Here is a 16,653-nt window from a genome sequence, read left to right on the forward strand (position 1 = left end):
TCGTTTCTTGATACTTACCCTGATAACTATTATCTTGGCCGCGTGTGACGAGAGGTTTCCCCATGAGTGAAGAAGAACTGTTCTGCCGCAGGCCGATGGGCATGCGGATGGCGATGATCGTGCGCCAGTGGCGTGCCGTCATCGACGAGGCCATTCTCGATACCGGGTTAACCCAGTCGAGCTGGACGGTGATGATGCAGCTTCATCAGCTCGGGGATAACGTCTCCATGAGTGAGCTGGCGGAGGTGCAGGGCATTGAACTGCCGCCGCTGATGCGCACCCTGACACAGCTGGAAAAGCAGGGATACCTGCTGCGCGCCGTATCGCCTTATGACAAGCGCATCCGGCTTCTGACGCTGACGTCTGAGGGAAAAGCCCTGTTACAAAGGCTCACTCAGGTGATTGAGACGTATCAGGCGCGCGTATCGCAAAACATCGCGCCGGAACATCTCGACATTTTCAGCGCCACGTTGAATCAAATCGCCTGCAATTTGCGGACAATCCGCGAAGAAGATAACAAGACCGAAAAATAATGACCCCTGAACAAAAGTTTGCCCGCTGGGTAAGGGTGAGTATTGCCTCTTTCCTGCTGATGTTTGTCTACTTTATCGTCGCGGATATCTGGATCCCGCTGACGCCGGACTCCACCGTGATGCGCGTGGTGACGCCGGTGTCTCCGCGCGTCTCCGGCTACGTGGCGGCGGTACATGTTCACAACAACAGCCAGGTGAAGAGAGGCGATCTGCTGTTTGAGCTCGACGACACGCCGTTTCGCAATAAGGTGGAAGCTGCGCAAATCGCGCTTGAGCAGGCTCGCCTGTCTAACGAACAGCTGGACGCGCAGATCGCCGCCGCGCAGGCCAGCCTGAAAACCGCCGTGCTGACCGCGCGTAACGACAAAGTGACCTTCGACCGCTATCAGAAGCTGAGCACGCTGCAGAACGTCTCGCAGGCGGATCTGGATAAGGTTCGCACCACCTGGCAGAGCAGCGAGCAGTCCGTCAGCTCAATTCAGGCCAACATCCATAACCTGCGCATCCAGCGCGGCGAGCGGGACGAGCACCGCAACGTGACGCTGCAAAAATACCGCAACGCGCTGGATGAAGCGGAACTCAATCTCGGCTGGACGAAGGTTTACGCCCAGGCGGACGGCACGGTCAGTAACCTGCAGTTAAGCCCGGGCTTTTACGCCTCCTCGGGCTCAGCCGCGCTGGCGCTGGTGAACAACCAGACCGACATCGTGGCCGATTTCCGCGAGAAGAGCCTGCGCCACACCCATCAGGGCACCGACGCCGCCGTGGTGTTCGACGCTTTCCCGGGGCACGTTTTCCGCGCCCACGTCACCAGCAGCGACGCGGGGATCCTGGCAGGTCAGGAGGCCGTTAACGGCCAGCTTTCCGAGCCGGAAACCTCTAACCGCTGGGTGCGCGACGCTCAGCGCATGCGCATTCACGTGACGCTGGACGAGGCGTTGCCGAAGCATCTGCCGACCGGCGCCCGCGCGACCGTGCAGCTTTACAACAGCGAAGGGCCGTTTGCGCGCTTCTTCTCCGGGATGCAGATCCACCTGGTGAGCCTGCTTCACTATGTCTATTAGCACCCTGGCGCGGGTCTTTACCCCGCACGGCAACATCGTCTATACGGCAAACGACTTTCGCCAGACCCTGCGCATCGTCTTTGCCGGGATGATTGCGCTCAGCATCTCCAGCTTCTACAACACCAGCTATGGCGTATTTTTCGTGGTCTACCCGATCATGCTGCTGTCGCTGGTGCCGGTGTTTAACCGCCACGTGGCGAAGCAGTTTATCTTCAGCGCCGCGCTAAACTGCGTTGAAATGGTGATTATTATCGGCTATCTGGCGCAATGGCCGGTGATCATGACGCTGGTGGTCTTCGCCCTGTACGTGATGCGCTTTCGCTTTATGAGTAAAGGGCCGCTGTTTTTGTTCGGGTCCATGGGCGTGGTGTGCCAGAGCGTGATGCTCAACTTTATGAGCTACCCCACCACCAACTGGCACACGCTGCTGTTTTCCAACATCGAAGCCAGCGTCATGGCGGTGTGCCTGAGCGCGCTGATGAATTACCTCCTGCCGGACGTGGAGCCCCGCAAGCCGCCGCCGCTGATTGAGAAAGACGACGCCCGCGTGCGCCACGAGTCGCTGCTCTCCGGCACCGTCGCGACGCTGATATTCGTCGTTTTTCAGATCAGCGATTTAAGCGATTCGCTTTCGGCGCTGATGGCGGGGATTTTGATCCTGTTCCCGATGCACTATCGCGGTTCGGTGATGAGCTCCATCTGGCGCGTGGTCGGCGTGGTGCTGGGCTGCCTCTATATTCTGGTGGTGCAGCTGATCCTCTACGATCACAGCAGCCATATGCTATTGATGATGCCGCTGATCGGCCTTGGGCTGGCGTTTGGTGCGCGACTCCACGTGATGGAGAAGGTGGGGGCGGGCGTGGGCTTCTCCAGCATCACCACCATCGGGATAATGTTCGGGCAGAACATGCACCCGGACACGGACCTGGTGTTCAGCGATCTGTACCGCATCACCTCCGTTACCTTTTCGCTGGTGGCGACGCTGACGATGGTCTTTCTGGTGCACCTGATCCTGAACCGCTTCGAGGCGACGCGCTACGTCATTCAGGGCTGATAGCGTATGCCGCCGCTGAAGCTCCAGTCTTCAGCGGCAGTAAACTGGATAACGACCATCACGTCCCCACCATTGATGCCCATCCTCTCATTCAGTTGCGCAGCCAACTGGCGGTAGAGCGCCGCTTTTTGTTCATCGCTCCTCGGCTTACCGGCCACGATATTGAACAGTATCGCCCCCTCCGTTCTGCCCGGGCTGAGATAGTGCCGATCAACGTATCGATCCCCGGCAGTGAAGCATTCAAAAAAATGAAACCGGTCCTGCGCGGGAACGGCGAAGGTTTCCGTTAGCGCCTGGTGCAGAATGTCCGAGATCTGTTTTTTCTGCTTCTCGCTATAGCGGCCACCCGTCATGATGCGAACAAACGGCATTATTGTTTCTCCTCTGCCAGGCAGGTCAGGGCGCTGACGGCTGCCGGCCAGCCTGCGTAAAACGCCAGATGGGTAAACGCTTCGGCAATCTCGTCGTCCGTCACGCCGTTTTGTCGGGCAAAGTCGATATGCCAGGGAAGCTGCGCAGTACGCCCCAGGGCGGCCAGGGCGGCAAGCGTGATCAGGCTGCGATCCCGCGGGGCCAGCTGCGGACGCTGCCAGATATCGCCAAACAGCACCTGCTGGCTGAGTTCCGCCAGCTTAGGGGAGACCTGCGCAAGCGTGTCGCGATTCAGTGTTGTGCTCATTTTTATTCCTCCTGTCGTCTGGAAATCACTCTCGCAGGCTGCCACCATAAATAAAATCACAATGTTCAGGACCAAATGTCCTGAAAATGAGGATGATATGGATAAACGCTTTTCAGCATTAGACCTGGACGCGCTGCGCAGCTTTGTGGAGGGTATTCAATCCACCAGCTTTGCCGAGGCGGCGGACAGGCTGTGTCGGTCCACCTCTGCGGTCAGCGCCCAGCTAAAAAAGCTGGAGCAGCAGTGCGGCGTGGCGCTCACCGTGAAGCAGGGGCGTACGCTGGCTCTGACCCGGGAGGGTGAAATTCTGCTGAGCTACGCCCGACGTATGCTGGCATTAAATGATGAAGCGCTCCGGGCTATCAGGGGGGAGTTGCTTCAGGGTGAGGTACGTCTGGGTATGCAGGAGGACTTTGGGGAGTCCGTGATGCCGCAGGTTATCGGCGATTTTCACAGACAACACCCTGAGCTTCGCATGATCGCGCGCGTCGATCGCAACCCGCCGCTGCTGCGGGGCGTGGCGGCAAACGAACTCGATCTGGCGCTGGTCTGGCAGGAAGGACGAGAAGGCGACTATGTGCGAAGCGAGCCGCTAAAGTGGATTTGCCGGTCCAGCGAGGACATTGAGGTACTTCTGCACCGAGGTGAGCCGCTGCCGCTGGTAATGTTTGACGCCCCCTGCCTCTTGCGAAGCCGGGCTATCGCAGCGCTGGATGCCGCAGGTATTCCCTGGCGTATCGCTTTTACCAGCTATAGCCTGAGCGGACTGTGGGCGGGCGTCAGCGCAGGGCTGGGTATCACGCTCCGCACGCGTATTGGCCTGCCCGAGACGTTACGGGTCGACAGCCGCCTGCTGCCAGATACAGGAGAGTTGGGAATAGCGCTGCATCAGGGAAGCGCCTCCGCCAATGCCGCTATTTCCAGCATGAAGGCGCTGATCCTCAGGACGCTCAATGGATAAGCGTCGGGATTTGCGAGAGTAAAAACAGGATCAGGCCAATCGTCCCGCCCACCAGGGTGCCGTTGACGCGGATAAACTGCAGATCCTTGCCAATGTTCAGCTCAATCTGGCGGGACATGTCTTTGGCATCCCAGCTTTTCACCGTGTCGCTGATGTGGCGGGTCAGGAACGCGGCGAAATCCGGCGCAAGGCGGTGCGCGGCCTGCTCCAGATGCTCGTTCAGCGAGGCCTGCAGGTTCGCATCGTTCGTCAGCGTTTCACCAAACCACAGCCCGGCGTTGGCGATGCGCTGCTTCACGCGCGAGTCCTCACTCTGCATATCCGCCTTCAGCCACTGGCGCAGATCGGCCCACATCTCGCCCAGATAGCGGTTAAACGCCTCATCGTTTTTCAGGTAGTGCTTGATGTTGTCGGCTTTTGCCGCCATCTCAGGATCGTTTTTCAGGTTGTCGATAAGCTTCAGCGTGGCGCGGTCAAACGCCTGGCGGATCTGGTGCGTGCGGTCGTGGCTGATATCGTCCAGCAGCGTGTTCACCGCGTTTGACACCATCTCCGCGCTTTGATCGCCCAGCCACTCGGTGGGCAGCACCATCGCCTTGCGCGGATGCTCGGTCTTGAGCCAGTGGACGATCTGGTCGGCGATAAAGTCCCGCGTGCTTTCCCGCTGAATCAGGGTAATCAGGCGATTGATGATGGCGTCCAGCAGCACCTGATGGCGGTTGTTTTTGGTCATGCTCTCCAGCATCACGGCGCTGGTTTCGGTGAAATCGACCTTGTCGATGGCCTTATGCACCGCGCGTTTGAGCAGGCGCTGAATGCGCCCGTCGTCGGTGAGTTCGAGAAAACCGCTCATCACCTGCATCAGATGCAGCCCGACGCGCTGGGCGTTGTCGGGCTTGCTGAACCAGGCACCAATCATCTGCGCGGGCTCATAGCGGCGGATCAACGCCACCAGCGACTGGGTATCGAGAAACTTCTCCTGCACAAACTGGCCGAGATTGTCGCCGATCCGGTCTTTATTGCGCGGGATGATCGCCGTATGGCGGGAGATAAAGGGAATCGGCACCCGGCGGAACAGCGCGACCACCGCAAACCAGTCAGCCAGCGCACCGACCATTGCCGCTTCGGCAATGGCCTTGACGCCGCGCACCCAGAAGGTCTGCGGCAGGAACAGGGTGGTGATAAACGCCGCGGCGGCAACCAGCAGCAGCGACAGCGCCAGCAGCTTGGCGCGTTTGAGTTCAGCTATTTTTTCCATGGGTTAAGGATAGAGGCAAGTGAACCAAAAGTGCAAAACTGGTGTAAGGGGGAGACGCATTCTCAGTGTGAACAAATGGCGTCTATATAAAAAATATATACATCTAAATTTTCTATTATTAATTTTTCTATATTTTTTGTGCCTATTTATTTTCGGTCGTAATGTTTTGTGACCGTCGTAGTCATTTTAACGCTCCTGTTAGCCATAAGATAAAGGACTATTTATGAAAGGAGACGGTATCGATGACATGGGAGTATAAAGTTTCGACGGGGGTATTGAGCCATAATGGTGTGTTTGTCGCTAACTGCTACAGCGGTGCGGGTGAATCGAAAGATAAGCCAGAGTGTGAAAGTCAACGAAACAGAGGCCCCATTCCCAGAGGTATTTATTTTATTGCCGGGTGGAATAATCATAAAAGTGCTGAGGCCATTATTCTTGAGCCTATAGCGGGGACCAATACCTTTGGTAGAGATCATTTTCAAATTCATGGTGATAAAAAAGGTCAGCCACCAGTCTCTGCATCAGCAGGTTGTATCATTATGAATGGTCAGGACAAGCGTCATATGATTTATGATTCGGGTGATACAATACTGGTGGTGCGATAATGAGGTATATTATTGCGCTATTCTTCTTGTGCTTACCGATGGGTTTATTTGCCAAAAAACACACTCCTGAACAGATCCTGCAGATGATAAACGGCAAAGGCGCCAGGCATGTTGTTGCACAATTATATGCTAATGATAGCGATGAGTCGGAATGGTGGAATCATGTTATCCCAGAGATTAGCAAAGGAAATCAGAAATGGTTAGCTGTCGCGAGTGCTCTTGAGCCGGGCGTGGACGCCAGTACGGCTGAAGACTTAAAAGCAGCGCTTTCTGAAGCTATCCCTCATAATCCTGCAGGCGTTTTAGCCATTTTAAAAGACGATAAGCCCTTACTCACTATTCAACAAATCTGTGCTTTTGCCAGTTATCCAGAAACGGAAGCAGAGGGTAATAAGCTCTTTGTGGATTCAATCAGGGAAATGTTTAAAATAACAACCCCGCAGGGTCAAAGATGTCTCGCCGTTATGATCTCAACTGTTGAACACTCTGTTCCATTCGATAAGGATATGTAAATGGCCATTCCGGGATATATGCCATTAACTGACGATGCGGGTAATAGCATAAAAGGCAGCGTGAAAGTTAAAGACCGTGAAAACCAGATTGAGGTTTTAGGGCTCTATCATAACGTAAGCTATAATTCTGACCTGCATAATGGCAGAGCATTGAGCAAACGCCAGCATCGTCCCTTTCTTATTGAGAAAGAAATAGATGCCTCCAGTGTTTTTCTCTATAAAGCACTCAGCACGGGCGGTACGTTCAGGAAAGCGACTATCGACCTGTACAGAATCAATGATGCCGGTCAGGAAGAAATCTATTTCACGATAACGCTGGAAGCGGTGAAGGTCGTCACGGTGTTTTCATTAATGCATGACGTGAAAGAGACTTACCATGAAAAACAGGGTCATCTTGAGCTTGTTTTGCTTCGTTATAAAAAGATTACCTGGCATTACCGTGACGGTAACGTTATTCACTCGGATGACTGGGATTATCGGTTAGGGGCATAGAAAACGGCTGATAAGATTCTTTCATATCACCCGCCACAGCACCCACCCGCCAAACCCCATCAGCACCACCCCCGCCGTGCGCTCAATCCACCACAGCGCACGGCTGAGCTTCTGTTGAACCGACGATAGCCCCATCAGCGACACCAGAGCCAGATCCCACACCAGCACCATCATCACCATCCAGACGCCGCACGTTGCCTGCTGAAGCAGCGTCACGTCCGGTCCCAGTAGCGCCGTCATCAGCGCCAGATAGAACAGCGCGTTCTTCGGATTAAGCAGCGCCGAGCCGAGCCCCAGCAGGATCTGCTTGCGCAGCGAAGGGCAGTGCTGACGGGTTTCATTCAGCCTCAGCGCCTGCGGTTGGCTGCGTACCAGATGCGAGCCGATCCACAGCAGGTACAGCGCGCCGCAAAGCTCTATCAGCGTAAACAGCCAGGCAAACTGGCGCAGCGCGCTCCAGCCAATAATCACCAGTAAGATATACAGCCCGTTGCCCGCGGCGATGCCTAAGCACAATCCGGCGCTGCCGCGCAGTCGGTAGCGCGCGGAGTAGCCCACCAGCAGGAAGAAGTCCGGACCCGGGCTTAACAGGGCGACAAAATGCGCCAGCGCCAGGGGGAGAAAAGCGGAAGGGAAGAACAGTTCCATAGCAACCTCGGTTAACAATCTGAGGTCAGACTACGGTGATGCAAACGCTATTTATTGTCGGATATTGATCGGCCCGTCGCGTACTGGCGCGGCGTGGCGGCGGTATAGCTGACGAAGGTCTTATGAAAATGGCTCTGGTCGGCAAAGCCGCTCTGGTAGCCCACGTCGGCGATGTCGTCCCCGGCACGTAGCCGCGCTTTGGCGAACTCCACGCGGGAGATGTTGAGGAAGCTGCCCGGCGTCAGGCCGGTGTCCTGCCGGAAGGTGCGGATCAGCGTCTCTTTGCGCAGCGAGAATCGTTGGGCAAGTTCGTCAAGCGAAGGCGGTGCGGCCAGGTCGGCAAGAAACGCCTGCCGCACGTGCTGACTGGTTGAGCGAAGCGCATCTGCGTTTTCCAGGCGGCGGGGCAGGGCTGAAAGCAGCGTATCCACGGAGGCAGGCGACATCGTCTCAACAATCTCAAGGTAGCGCTTAAAGAGCGTACGGTCGCGAATCACCTGGAGCGCCAGAGGAAGATCGGTGTCGATATAGAGCATATGGTAGCTGCGCGGTTGCCCGGCGACGGGGTTGCAGCTGTGCGGCGCATAGGCCGGGATCACAATGAGGTCCCCGGGGTTAAGGATGTATTCTCTGTCATGACACACGCAGCAGGTCTGGCCTTCCACAATCGCGCCGATGGAGAGCTGCGGGTGACAATGACGTTTATACGCCTGCGTGCTCTGCCACGTGCTGCGCAGCTCAAGGCCTGAGGCGCGGTGAAAAGTCTGCCGGATATGTCGGGTATCGGTCATATGAACTCCTTCTGGACGTTTTTTATACCACGTCAGCGAACCGTCTGGCAGCGCTTCATTAAGAACCTTCCGGATATACCCAACTTTACGTCCACAGCCAGTCATGTTGACTACCCTTAATACCCTAAGCGGTAAAACAAGGAGATTCGACATGGCTTATCAGACAGTAAATCCTGCCACTAACCAGCTCATCAAAGAATACCCCTCACATACCGACGCGGATATTGAAGCGGCCCTGAAGGCGGCCGATGCGCTTTACCATTCGGACTGGGCGAAAGGCGACATCAGCCAGCGCCTGCCGGTGCTGCATAAGCTTGCCGACCTGATCGACGAGCGCACCGAGGATCTGGCGAAAATCGCCAGCCAGGAGATGGGTAAGCTCATCGAACAGAGCCGCGGCGAGGTGAAGCTGTGCGCGCAGATCGCCCGCTATTACGCCGACAATGCGAAGCAGTTCCTGGCCCCGGTGAAGTACGACTCTGAGCTTGGGGAAGCGTGGGTGGAGCATCACCCCATCGGCGTGCTGATGGCCGTTGAGCCGTGGAACTTCCCGTATTACCAGCTGATGCGCGTCCTGGCACCAAACCTGGCGGCGGGCAACCCGGTGATCGCCAAGCATGCCAGCATCGTGCCGCACTGCGCCGAGACCTTTGCCCACCTGGTTCGCGAGGCGGGCGCGCCGGAAGGGGCATGGACTAACCTGTTTATTTCGTCCGAGCAGGTGGCGAACATCATTGCCGACGATCGCGTGCAGGGGGCGGCGCTGACCGGCTCCGAAAAAGCCGGCAGCGTGGTGGCCGCACAGGCGGCGAAGCACATTAAGAAATCCACGCTGGAGCTGGGCGGTAACGACGTCTTCGTGGTGCTGGACGATGCGGACCTGGACAAAGCCGTGAAGATTGGTGTGAATGCGCGCCTCAACAACGCCGGGCAGGTCTGCACCGCGGCGAAGCGCTTTATCCTGCATGAAAAGATTGCGGATGCCTTCCTGAGCAAATTCACCGAGGCGTTTAAGCAGGTGAAGATTGGCGATCCGCTGGACGAAAGCACCACGCTGGGGCCGCTGTCGTCGAAAGATGCGCTAGAAACGTTGACCAAACAGGTTAACGAGGCGGTGAAAAACGGCGCCACGCTGCACTATGGCGGCAAGCCGGTGCAGCGCGACGGGAGCTTCTTCGAGCCGACGATCCTGACGAACATCTCGCGCGACAACCCGGCGTACTTCGAAGAGTTCTTCGGCCCGGTGGCGCAGATATACGTGGTGAAAAACGACGACGAGGCGGTCGCGCTGGCGAACGACTCCCACTACGGCCTGGGCGGGGCGGTATTCAGCCAGGATATCGAGCGCGCGAAGAAAATGGCGTCCCGGATCGAGACCGGGATGGTGTACATCAACTGGCTTACCGATACCGCGCCAGAGCTGCCGTTCGGCGGCGTGAAGCGCTCCGGTTACGGACGCGAGCTGTCGGATCTGGGGATCAAAGAGTTTGTGAACCAGAAGCTGGTGGTGGTGCGTAAGTAAGAGGTCATAAAAAAACCTGCCAGCCGGCAGGTTTTTTTAAGGGGATTATTGCACTTCGATCTTGTCCCAGCCGCTTTTAAACATGCAGCTGTCAACCAGCGTATCCCGGCGATATTCATTCGCGTCTTCAACCGTGTAGCTCGTGGAAATATCCTTTTTCTTTTTCGATTTGTCCGTTTTTTCCGAGCTCGAACCGGTCACCACGTTATCCGGGGGAAGGTCGATCAGTGCCTGCGCTTCGCATTCCGTGAGCTTTTTATTCATTTCCACGTCGCTGACGCCCGGTTTCACCCATTTGTACTGGACGCAGCCGGTGAGCATCAGCGTGAGGCTCAGAACGCAAAGCGCGGTCATGCGGTGTTTCATCAGAAGGTGACTCCACCGCCAACATATGCGCCGTCAATCAGCGTATGGTTCGGACGACCGTCTTTGCCATCAACGCTCACGTGGCGGTAGCCCACTTTCAGGGTCACCGGCGCGATCGGCGTCCAGCTTACGCCGCCGTTGGCTTCCACGTAGTTTTTCACGCTGTTGTTCAGCCCTTCTGGCGCCACGTAGCCTTCACCGTACACGTGGATGCTGTCGGTCAGGGCTACGTTTACGCCGCCACCGATTGGGAACGCCACGCCGTTATCGCCTTTTTTCGGGCCGATGTAGATGGCTTTCGCACCTGCGTTCAACATCACCGGGCCCACTTCCAGGTTGTAGCCTGCACCCACGCCGCCGGTCTGGGTACCGTCATCGGTGTTTTTAAGCCAGTCGCTTTCGGCATACAGGCCGGATGAGGATTTACCCATTTCCAGATTGAGGTTGGTAAAGTTTTTACCCTGCTCAATGCTGCCGCCCATTGCCAGAGCGGAACCCGAGAGGGCGGTCAGAGCAGAAAGAAGAAGGATATTCAGTTTTTTCATGTTTTATGCCTCGTCATTAAATTCATCTGTGGGCACCTTAACAAGCGATGTTTATGACTGCAAATGTGATGAAAGTCGCTGTTTTATGCTGATGTTGTTAAGTTTTTTATTGAAGTTGTTGCAATGCTGTTTGATTGCCGGGGTGTCAACGGGTGATGTTTTGGTGTTTAGGAACCGTTTAATTTTTTGACTAAACATAAACTGAACGAAGAAGGGATAGTGATTAGAGGTGAATTAATTGAGTTTCTAATAATTTCCAAAAGTATTTCAGTTGTCACACAATACAACACAACCTTACATTTCCGGGCAATGAATATACGTTCACTCGCCCATGCCGGTTGCCTTTCCATGTCATTTTTCTGACACGTTTATTCTTTACGTTGTTGGCTTCACTAACTGGATGCTAACAATATGAAAAGAAAAATTATTCCTGCGCTTATCGGTTGTGCGCTCTCTTTCTCTGGCCTGGCGGCACAGCCTACCGCTGAGCGCTATGTCGTCAGCTTCCCTGACGGCTCGCATGTGAAATACAGCGGAGCGTTTGCCGATGCGTTCCCGAACGGGCTCCCGGTAGGGATTGGCTCTGGCCTGCTGTTTACGGGCAAGCAGGGCGACGCCCTGACGTTTGCGACCGTGACCGATCGCGGCCCCAACGCCGATGCGCCCAAAATGGGTAAAAACGAAGCCAAAATATTTGTCACGCCAGATTTCGCGCCGCTGCTGATGACCATCCGCGTCCAGAATGGCAAAGCGGAGGCGGTTGATGCCCGCCCGCTGCATGACGATAAAGGCGAGATTAACGGTCTGCCGCTGCAAAGCGGCGTGATTGGCTCCACCAATGAAGTGGCATTCAGCGACACCCTCAAGGTCCTGAAAGGTGATAACCGCGGACTGGATACGGAAGGCATCACGCCGGACGGCAAAGGCGGCTACTGGCTGTGCGACGAGTACGGCCCGTTCCTGATTAACGTCGACAGCAAAGGCAAGATCCTCGCGATCCACGGGCCGCAGGCCGCGGAAGGCGAAAAATCCATCGCGGGCGGTCTGCCAAACATCATCAAATGGCGCCAGCCCAACCGGGGCTTTGAAGGCCTGACCCGAATGCCGGACGGGCGGATTATCGCCGCCGTGCAAAGCACGCTGGACATCGACGGTAAAAGCAAAAAGCAGGCGCTGTTCACCCGACTGGTGAGCTTCGACCCGGCGACCGGCAAAACCGCGATGTACGGTTACCCCATCGACAGCGCGGCCTACGATAAAAACAGCGACGCCAAAATCGGCGACATCGTGGCGCTCGATAATCAGCACATCCTGCTGATTGAGCAGGGAAGCGATAAAAACGACGGGATGCGTAACCTGATTTACAAGGTGGATCTCAGCAAGGCGAGCGATCTTTCCGCCTTTGACAAGCCGGGCGAGTACCCGGAGTTTGATGATGAGAAAACCCTGGCGCAGCGCGGGATTACCCTTGGAGCAAAAACGCAGGTGGTCGATTTGCGCGCGCTGGGCTGGCAGCAGGAGAAGGCCGAAGGGCTGGCGCTTATCGACAGCAAAACGCTTGCGGTGGCGAACGATAACGATTTTGGCGTGAAGGTCGCGATGCAAAACCCGGTCGAGGGCAAAAAGCTCAAGGATTATCGGGTGAACGCGGAAGGCAAGCTGACGCTGGATGATAAGCCGGTGGAAACCACGCTCAGCGTGAAGCCGCTGAAGAAGCCGGAGTCCGACAGCGAGCTGTGGATTGTGACGCTGCCGGAGGCGGTGAAATAAGTTTTCTACTTACCCTCTCCCCACAGACTGAGGAATCTCCAGTAATTTTTTTTACTGAAAGCGACGAGAGTAGTTACAAAAAATGACGGGCTTAAAGCGACGACCTGGTCCGGCTGTAAATCGCTGAGGCGTTTCCTGCAGGCCGGGGCGAGGCGCAGGGATGCGCCGAGAAGGCGGGCTTTACAGGGATGTTACCTCCGCCCTCTCCCTCAAGGGAGAGGGGGTCGTCCGTGCAGGCAATATTTTGTGGGGATTCCTCAGCCCCACAGAGGAGAGGGGATGCATGGCGGCTATTTCTTCAGACCCGCAAACGCCACCCGAATCTCCTCTTCCGGCAGCTGTATACCAATAAACACCATCACGCTGCGCGGTACTTCATCGCCCCACGGTCTGTCCCAGTCGGCGCTGTACAGGCGCTGAACGCCCTGGAACAGCAGGCGGTTGGGTTCGCCGTCAATCCACAGCATCCCTTTGTAGCGCAGAAGCTTGTCGGCAAACGACAGCAGCAGGTTCTCCATCACGCGCGAAACCTCGCTGATGTCCACCGGGTAGTCCAGTTCCACCACAATCGACGCCACGTCGTTTTGCTTGTCTCCCATAAAGTGGAAGCGCGGTTTTGCGGTGACGTTCTCCTCCAGCATAAAGCCGTTGGTGTTGAACAGCTGAGACAGGTCGATATCACCGTGCGTCACCGCGTAAATTGGCGCGCGGGAGTTGATGCGCGTCAGGCGCTCGCGAAGCTTAACGCTTTCGCCCGCCACGTCGGTTTTGGTCAGCAGGATGCGGTCGGCGTAGCCCACCTGAGACTGGGCGATGGTGAACTGATTCATCTGCTCATCGGCGTGGACCGCATCGACCAGGGCAATGACGCCGTCCAGCAGATAGCGCTGGCAAAGGATCTCATGAGAGAAAAAGGTCTGAATAATCGGGCCGGGGTCGGCCATGCCGGTGCACTCGATCACCAGGCGGTCAAAGTCGATTTCACCGCGATCGCGGCTGTCGAGCAGGTCCAGCAGGGCGTCTTCCAGCTCGTTAGAGCGGGTGCAGCAGATACAGCCGTTGGTCAGGGTTTTGATCTGCGTGGCGCGATCGCCAATCAGCTGGTCGTCTACGGAGACTTCGCCAAATTCGTTTTCGATGACGGCGATTTTAAAGCCGTGCTGCTCGTTCAGAATGTGGCGCAGCAGGGTGGTTTTACCGGCGCCGAGGAAACCGGTCAGCAGGGTAACGGCAATCGGGGTCATGGTCTCTCCTTTAGCAGCAGCGGACGCCGCCTTCTCCACTTCCGCCGTAGCGCGCTTCCTGACGCTCGCGGAAGAATTCGGTGTAGGTCATGTACGGCTTATCCGGATGGTTGGTCTTCATATGCTCAACGTAGTTGTCATAGTCCGGAATGCCAATCAGCATTTTCGCCGCCTGACCGAGGTATTTTTTTGCTTCGCCTAAGTTACCAAACATAACGGGTCCTGATAAGAAAAAGCCCGGTGGCGCGCAGCGATCCGGGCCTACAGTTACATGCTGGATTAATGGTGTGAAGAGGTCTTCACGCCGCCTTCCGGCACCGGCACGTACGGGGTTTCTTTGTCCGTACGGCCTTCAGCGTTACGCACTTTCAACCAGGTTTTGATGCCGTAGAAGATAATGCTGTACACCACCACCAGGAACAGAATGCTCAGACCCGCGTTGGTGTAGTTGTTCACCACGATATGGTTCATGTTGGCAATCTGCTGCGCGGTCAGATCCGCGCCGCCTGCGGCAATCTTCTCTTTGTACTGGTTAGCCATGAAGAAGAAGCCTTCCAGCTGCGGGTTGGCGCTGAACAGCTTCAGGCCAAGCGCCCAGGTGGTGCAGAGCAGCAGCCACAGCGCAGGAACCACGGTGACCCAGATGTATTTGGTGCGTTTCATCTTCACGAGGACCACGGTGCCGAGCACCAGCGCCACGGCAGCCAGCATCTGGTTAGAGATACCGAACAGCGGCCACAGGCTCTTCACGCCGCCCAGTGGGTCGACAACGCCCTGATACAGCAGGTAGCCCCACAGGCCGACGCAGCCGGCCGTACCCAGAATGCCCGCTACCAGAGAGTCGGTTTTCTTCAGGAACGGCACGAAGTTACCGAGCAAATCCTGCAGCATGAAGCGGCCCGCACGGGTACCGGCGTCCAGCGCGGTCAGGATGAACAGCGCTTCGAACAGAATACCGAAGTGGTACCAGAAGCCCATGTCCGCCCACGGCAGCACTTTGTGGAACACGTGTGCGATACCGACAGCCAGTGTAGGAGCGCCACCTGCGCGGTTCAGCACGGACGGTTCGCCGATGTCCTTCGCGGTCTGCATGATCTGCTCAGGCGAAATCACGAAGCCCCAGGAGCTGACGGTCGCCGCCGCGTGTGCGCTGGCGTCTTTCAGCTGCGCCATAATCAGCGCCGCGTTGTCACCGCCCATCTCGTGCAGGTTTGGCATGGTGATGCCGAGACCCGCCGGCGGGGTGTTCATCGCGAAGTACAGACCCGGTTCGATGATGGACGCTGCAACCAGCGCCATGATCGCCACGAAGGACTCCATCAGCATCGCGCCGTAGCCGATCAGACGCGCGTCTTTCTCGTTCGCCAGCAGCTTAGGCGTAGTACCGGAGGAGATCAGGGCGTGGAAGCCGGAGACCGCACCGCAGGCAATGGTGATGAACAGGAACGGGAACAGGGCGCCTTTCCACAGCGGGCCGGTACCGTCGATGTACTGCGTTACCGCAGGCATTTTCAGATCCGGGTTAATCACCAGAATGCCGATCGCCAGACCGACGATAACGCCGATTTTCAGGAAGGTCGCCAGGTAGTCACGCGGGGCCAGAATCAGCCAGACCGGCAGCAGCGCGGAGATAAACGCATAGCCAATCAGCGCGAAGGTAATGGTGGTGTCCTTGAAGGTCAGCGCCGGACCCCAGTACGGGTCGTGCGCAATCACGCCGCCGAAGTAGATGGAGGCCACCAGCAGCACGATACCAATCACCGACACTTCACCCACGCGTCCCGGTCTCAGGAAACGCATGTAGATACCCATAAACAGCGCAATCGGCACGGTTGAGCAGACGGTGAAGACACCCCACGGGCTTTCGGCCAGCGCTTTCACCACGATCAGGGCCAGCACCGCGAGGATGATGATCATAATCAGGAAGCAGCCGAACAGGGCGATAGTCCCCGGCACGCGGCCCATCTCTTCTTTGACCATCTCACCCAGAGAGGCGCCGTTACGGCGAGAAGAGATAAACAGCACCATAAAGTCCTGCACCGCACCCGCCAGCACTACGCCAGCGAGCAGCCACAGGGTACCCGGCAGGTAGCCCATCTGCGCGGCCAGCACCGGGCCCACCAGCGGGCCTGCACCGGCGATAGCGGCAAAGTGGTGACCAAACAGCACGTAGCGGTTGGTTGGCACGTAGTTCAGGCCGTCATTGTTAATGACCGCCGGAGTGGCGCGCGTCGGGTCGAGCTTCATGACCTTCTGCGCGATGTACAAGCTGTAGTAGCGATAAGCAACAAGATAGACGGAAACGGACGCGACCACGATCCACAGGGCGCTTACGTGTTCGCCCCGGCGTAATGCGACAACCGCCAGACAAAAAGCGCCGAGGATCCCGAGTAAGGCCCAGGGCACGTGCTTCAGTAGTTTTTTAGTATCCATAGTAAGACCTGGTTTTTTATGTAAAGAAAAAAGGGTCAGGGTTCGTTGTGAGGAGGTATTGATTAATGCTGGAGCGATCGTGCCAGATCCTCGCGCGTGTAAAGGACGGTAAATGAATGAGTGGTTGAAAGTGACAGGTGAGCGGTCAAAGGGGGCGACGAGCGGTTTCGGCTCGC

Annotated in this window: 19 protein-coding genes; 9 read left to right on the plus strand and 10 right to left on the minus strand. The window is 56.7% G+C overall.

Annotated features, from left to right (window positions below; translation table 11 throughout):
* The first annotated feature begins 62 nt into the window (after positions 1-62).
* From ACDO57_RS14625 to ACDO57_RS14635, 3 genes are read left to right on the plus strand one after another with little or no spacing between them, the layout of a single operon-like run.
* A complete protein-coding gene (locus ACDO57_RS14625; protein ID WP_090419208.1) occupies positions 63-533 on the plus strand; it encodes a MarR family winged helix-turn-helix transcriptional regulator in 471 nt (156 codons plus the stop codon).
* Positions 530-1,597, plus strand: a complete 1,068-nt coding sequence (locus tag ACDO57_RS14630; RefSeq protein WP_370884258.1) for an HlyD family secretion protein — start codon at positions 530-532, stop codon at positions 1,595-1,597. Before ACDO57_RS14625 ends, ACDO57_RS14630 begins: the two co-directional genes overlap by 4 nt.
* A complete protein-coding gene (locus tag ACDO57_RS14635) occupies positions 1,587-2,651 on the plus strand; it encodes a DUF2955 domain-containing protein (protein ID WP_090419202.1) in 1,065 nt (354 codons plus the stop codon). Before ACDO57_RS14630 ends, ACDO57_RS14635 begins: the two co-directional genes overlap by 11 nt.
* Here the strand turns inward: ACDO57_RS14635 and ACDO57_RS14640 are convergent.
* Both ACDO57_RS14640 and ACDO57_RS14645 read right to left on the minus strand, forming a co-directional pair.
* A complete protein-coding gene (locus ACDO57_RS14640) occupies positions 2,642-3,022 on the minus strand; it encodes a tautomerase family protein (RefSeq protein WP_248272787.1) in 381 nt (126 codons plus the stop codon). The two genes, ACDO57_RS14635 and ACDO57_RS14640, sit on opposite strands and share 10 nt — an antisense overlap.
* On the minus strand, positions 3,022-3,330 hold the full coding sequence (locus ACDO57_RS14645) for a carboxymuconolactone decarboxylase family protein (protein ID WP_024908308.1): 309 nt from the start codon (positions 3,328-3,330) through the stop codon (positions 3,022-3,024). The genes ACDO57_RS14640 and ACDO57_RS14645 overlap by 1 nt, the downstream gene beginning before the upstream one ends.
* A gap of 97 nt (positions 3,331-3,427) precedes the next feature.
* Here ACDO57_RS14645 and ACDO57_RS14650 point away from each other — a divergent pair, with 97 nt between their 5' ends.
* Entirely contained in the window at positions 3,428-4,291 is an 864-nt protein-coding gene (locus ACDO57_RS14650; protein WP_370884191.1) for a LysR substrate-binding domain-containing protein, read from the plus strand.
* Here ACDO57_RS14650 and ACDO57_RS14655 read toward each other — a convergent pair.
* Positions 4,281-5,549, minus strand: coding sequence for a DUF445 domain-containing protein (locus ACDO57_RS14655; protein ID WP_090419192.1), 1,269 nt, complete (start codon positions 5,547-5,549; stop codon positions 4,281-4,283). The genes ACDO57_RS14650 and ACDO57_RS14655 overlap by 11 nt on opposite strands.
* Positions 5,550-5,791: 242 nt before the next feature.
* Here ACDO57_RS14655 and ACDO57_RS14660 point away from each other — a divergent pair, with 242 nt between their 5' ends.
* Genes ACDO57_RS14660 through tssD form a run of 3 tightly spaced genes read left to right on the plus strand, consistent with a single transcriptional unit; the run spans position 5,792 to position 7,158 of the window.
* Entirely contained in the window at positions 5,792-6,154 is a 363-nt protein-coding gene (locus tag ACDO57_RS14660; RefSeq protein ID WP_370884192.1) for a tlde1 domain-containing protein, read from the plus strand.
* Positions 6,154-6,666 (plus strand): hypothetical protein, encoded by a 513-nt coding sequence (locus tag ACDO57_RS14665; protein ID WP_370884193.1) that lies wholly within the window; start codon positions 6,154-6,156, stop codon positions 6,664-6,666. The genes ACDO57_RS14660 and ACDO57_RS14665 overlap by 1 nt, the downstream gene beginning before the upstream one ends.
* Positions 6,667-7,158 (plus strand): type VI secretion system tube protein TssD, encoded by a 492-nt coding sequence (gene tssD / locus ACDO57_RS14670; protein ID WP_090419183.1) that lies wholly within the window; start codon positions 6,667-6,669, stop codon positions 7,156-7,158.
* A 21-nt stretch (positions 7,159-7,179) separates the two neighbouring features.
* Here tssD and ACDO57_RS14675 read toward each other — a convergent pair whose 3' ends face one another.
* Complete coding sequence (locus tag ACDO57_RS14675; protein ID WP_370884194.1) at positions 7,180-7,806, minus strand: LysE family translocator; 627 nt, start codon at positions 7,804-7,806, stop codon at positions 7,180-7,182.
* A gap of 47 nt (positions 7,807-7,853) precedes the next feature.
* Complete coding sequence (locus ACDO57_RS14680) at positions 7,854-8,597, minus strand: AraC family transcriptional regulator (RefSeq protein ID WP_032649933.1); 744 nt, start codon at positions 8,595-8,597, stop codon at positions 7,854-7,856.
* Positions 8,598-8,748: 151 nt separating this feature from the next.
* On the opposite strand from ACDO57_RS14680, the gene ACDO57_RS14685 reads away from it, so the two are divergent.
* Positions 8,749-10,119 (plus strand): NAD-dependent succinate-semialdehyde dehydrogenase, encoded by a 1,371-nt coding sequence (locus tag ACDO57_RS14685; RefSeq protein ID WP_061716014.1) that lies wholly within the window; start codon positions 8,749-8,751, stop codon positions 10,117-10,119.
* A gap of 45 nt (positions 10,120-10,164) precedes the next feature.
* Here ACDO57_RS14685 and ACDO57_RS14690 read toward each other — a convergent pair whose 3' ends face one another.
* Both ACDO57_RS14690 and ACDO57_RS14695 read right to left on the minus strand, forming a co-directional pair.
* Entirely contained in the window at positions 10,165-10,485 is a 321-nt protein-coding gene (locus ACDO57_RS14690) for a hypothetical protein (RefSeq protein WP_048992924.1), read from the minus strand.
* Positions 10,485-11,030 carry a YfaZ family outer membrane protein gene (locus ACDO57_RS14695; RefSeq protein WP_370884195.1) on the minus strand — a complete coding sequence of 182 codons (546 nt, stop codon included), beginning with the start codon at positions 11,028-11,030 and terminating at the stop codon, positions 10,485-10,487. Before ACDO57_RS14695 ends, ACDO57_RS14690 begins: the two co-directional genes overlap by 1 nt.
* Positions 11,031-11,441: 411 nt before the next feature.
* Between ACDO57_RS14695 and ACDO57_RS14700 the strand changes: the two genes are divergently transcribed.
* On the plus strand, positions 11,442-12,800 hold the full coding sequence (locus ACDO57_RS14700) for an esterase-like activity of phytase family protein (RefSeq protein WP_370884196.1): 1,359 nt from the start codon (positions 11,442-11,444) through the stop codon (positions 12,798-12,800).
* A 290-nt stretch (positions 12,801-13,090) separates the two neighbouring features.
* On the opposite strand, the gene yjiA is transcribed toward ACDO57_RS14700, so the two are convergent.
* The 3 genes from yjiA to ACDO57_RS14715 all read right to left on the minus strand — a co-directional run bounded on the left by yjiA (position 13,091) and on the right by ACDO57_RS14715 (position 16,477).
* Positions 13,091-14,044: a GTPase gene (gene yjiA, locus ACDO57_RS14705; RefSeq protein WP_370884197.1), complete on the minus strand. Its 954-nt coding sequence runs from the start codon at positions 14,042-14,044 to the stop codon at positions 13,091-13,093.
* A 10-nt stretch (positions 14,045-14,054) separates the two neighbouring features.
* Positions 14,055-14,258 (minus strand): YbdD/YjiX family protein, encoded by a 204-nt coding sequence (locus ACDO57_RS14710; RefSeq protein ID WP_003856610.1) that lies wholly within the window; start codon positions 14,256-14,258, stop codon positions 14,055-14,057.
* A gap of 65 nt (positions 14,259-14,323) precedes the next feature.
* Positions 14,324-16,477 (minus strand): carbon starvation CstA family protein, encoded by a 2,154-nt coding sequence (locus tag ACDO57_RS14715; RefSeq protein ID WP_032649928.1) that lies wholly within the window; start codon positions 16,475-16,477, stop codon positions 14,324-14,326.
* Positions 16,478-16,653 lie beyond the last annotated feature (176 nt).

The organism is Enterobacter cloacae complex sp. 2015409 (assembly GCF_041365315.1).
GTDB classification, from domain to species: Bacteria; Pseudomonadota; Gammaproteobacteria; order Enterobacterales; family Enterobacteriaceae; genus Enterobacter; species Enterobacter pseudoroggenkampii.

What these genes read in the sequence shown, in the direction of transcription:
- ACDO57_RS14625 (WP_090419208.1), top strand. Translation starts at nt 63, where the DNA reads ATGAGTGAAGAAGAACTGTTCTGCCGCAGGCCGATGGGCATGCGGATG.
- ACDO57_RS14635 (WP_090419202.1), top strand. Translation starts at nt 1,587, where the DNA reads ATGTCTATTAGCACCCTGGCGCGGGTCTTTACCCCGCACGGCAACATC.
- ACDO57_RS14640 (WP_248272787.1), bottom strand. Translation starts at nt 3,022, where the DNA reads ATGCCGTTTGTTCGCATCATGACGGGTGGCCGCTATAGCGAGAAGCAG.
- ACDO57_RS14645 (WP_024908308.1), bottom strand. Translation starts at nt 3,330, where the DNA reads ATGAGCACAACACTGAATCGCGACACGCTTGCGCAGGTCTCCCCTAAG.
- ACDO57_RS14650 (WP_370884191.1), top strand. Translation starts at nt 3,428, where the DNA reads ATGGATAAACGCTTTTCAGCATTAGACCTGGACGCGCTGCGCAGCTTT.
- ACDO57_RS14655 (WP_090419192.1), bottom strand. Translation starts at nt 5,549, where the DNA reads ATGGAAAAAATAGCTGAACTCAAACGCGCCAAGCTGCTGGCGCTGTCG.
- ACDO57_RS14660 (WP_370884192.1), top strand. Translation starts at nt 5,792, where the DNA reads ATGACATGGGAGTATAAAGTTTCGACGGGGGTATTGAGCCATAATGGT.
- ACDO57_RS14665 (WP_370884193.1), top strand. Translation starts at nt 6,154, where the DNA reads ATGAGGTATATTATTGCGCTATTCTTCTTGTGCTTACCGATGGGTTTA.
- tssD (WP_090419183.1), top strand. Translation starts at nt 6,667, where the DNA reads ATGGCCATTCCGGGATATATGCCATTAACTGACGATGCGGGTAATAGC.
- ACDO57_RS14675 (WP_370884194.1), bottom strand. Translation starts at nt 7,806, where the DNA reads ATGGAACTGTTCTTCCCTTCCGCTTTTCTCCCCCTGGCGCTGGCGCAT.
- ACDO57_RS14680 (WP_032649933.1), bottom strand. Translation starts at nt 8,597, where the DNA reads ATGACCGATACCCGACATATCCGGCAGACTTTTCACCGCGCCTCAGGC.
- ACDO57_RS14685 (WP_061716014.1), top strand. Translation starts at nt 8,749, where the DNA reads ATGGCTTATCAGACAGTAAATCCTGCCACTAACCAGCTCATCAAAGAA.
- ACDO57_RS14690 (WP_048992924.1), bottom strand. Translation starts at nt 10,485, where the DNA reads ATGAAACACCGCATGACCGCGCTTTGCGTTCTGAGCCTCACGCTGATG.
- ACDO57_RS14695 (WP_370884195.1), bottom strand. Translation starts at nt 11,030, where the DNA reads ATGAAAAAACTGAATATCCTTCTTCTTTCTGCTCTGACCGCCCTCTCG.
- ACDO57_RS14700 (WP_370884196.1), top strand. Translation starts at nt 11,442, where the DNA reads ATGAAAAGAAAAATTATTCCTGCGCTTATCGGTTGTGCGCTCTCTTTC.
- yjiA (WP_370884197.1), bottom strand. Translation starts at nt 14,044, where the DNA reads ATGACCCCGATTGCCGTTACCCTGCTGACCGGTTTCCTCGGCGCCGGT.
- ACDO57_RS14710 (WP_003856610.1), bottom strand. Translation starts at nt 14,258, where the DNA reads ATGTTTGGTAACTTAGGCGAAGCAAAAAAATACCTCGGTCAGGCGGCG.
- ACDO57_RS14715 (WP_032649928.1), bottom strand. Translation starts at nt 16,477, where the DNA reads ATGGATACTAAAAAACTACTGAAGCACGTGCCCTGGGCCTTACTCGGG.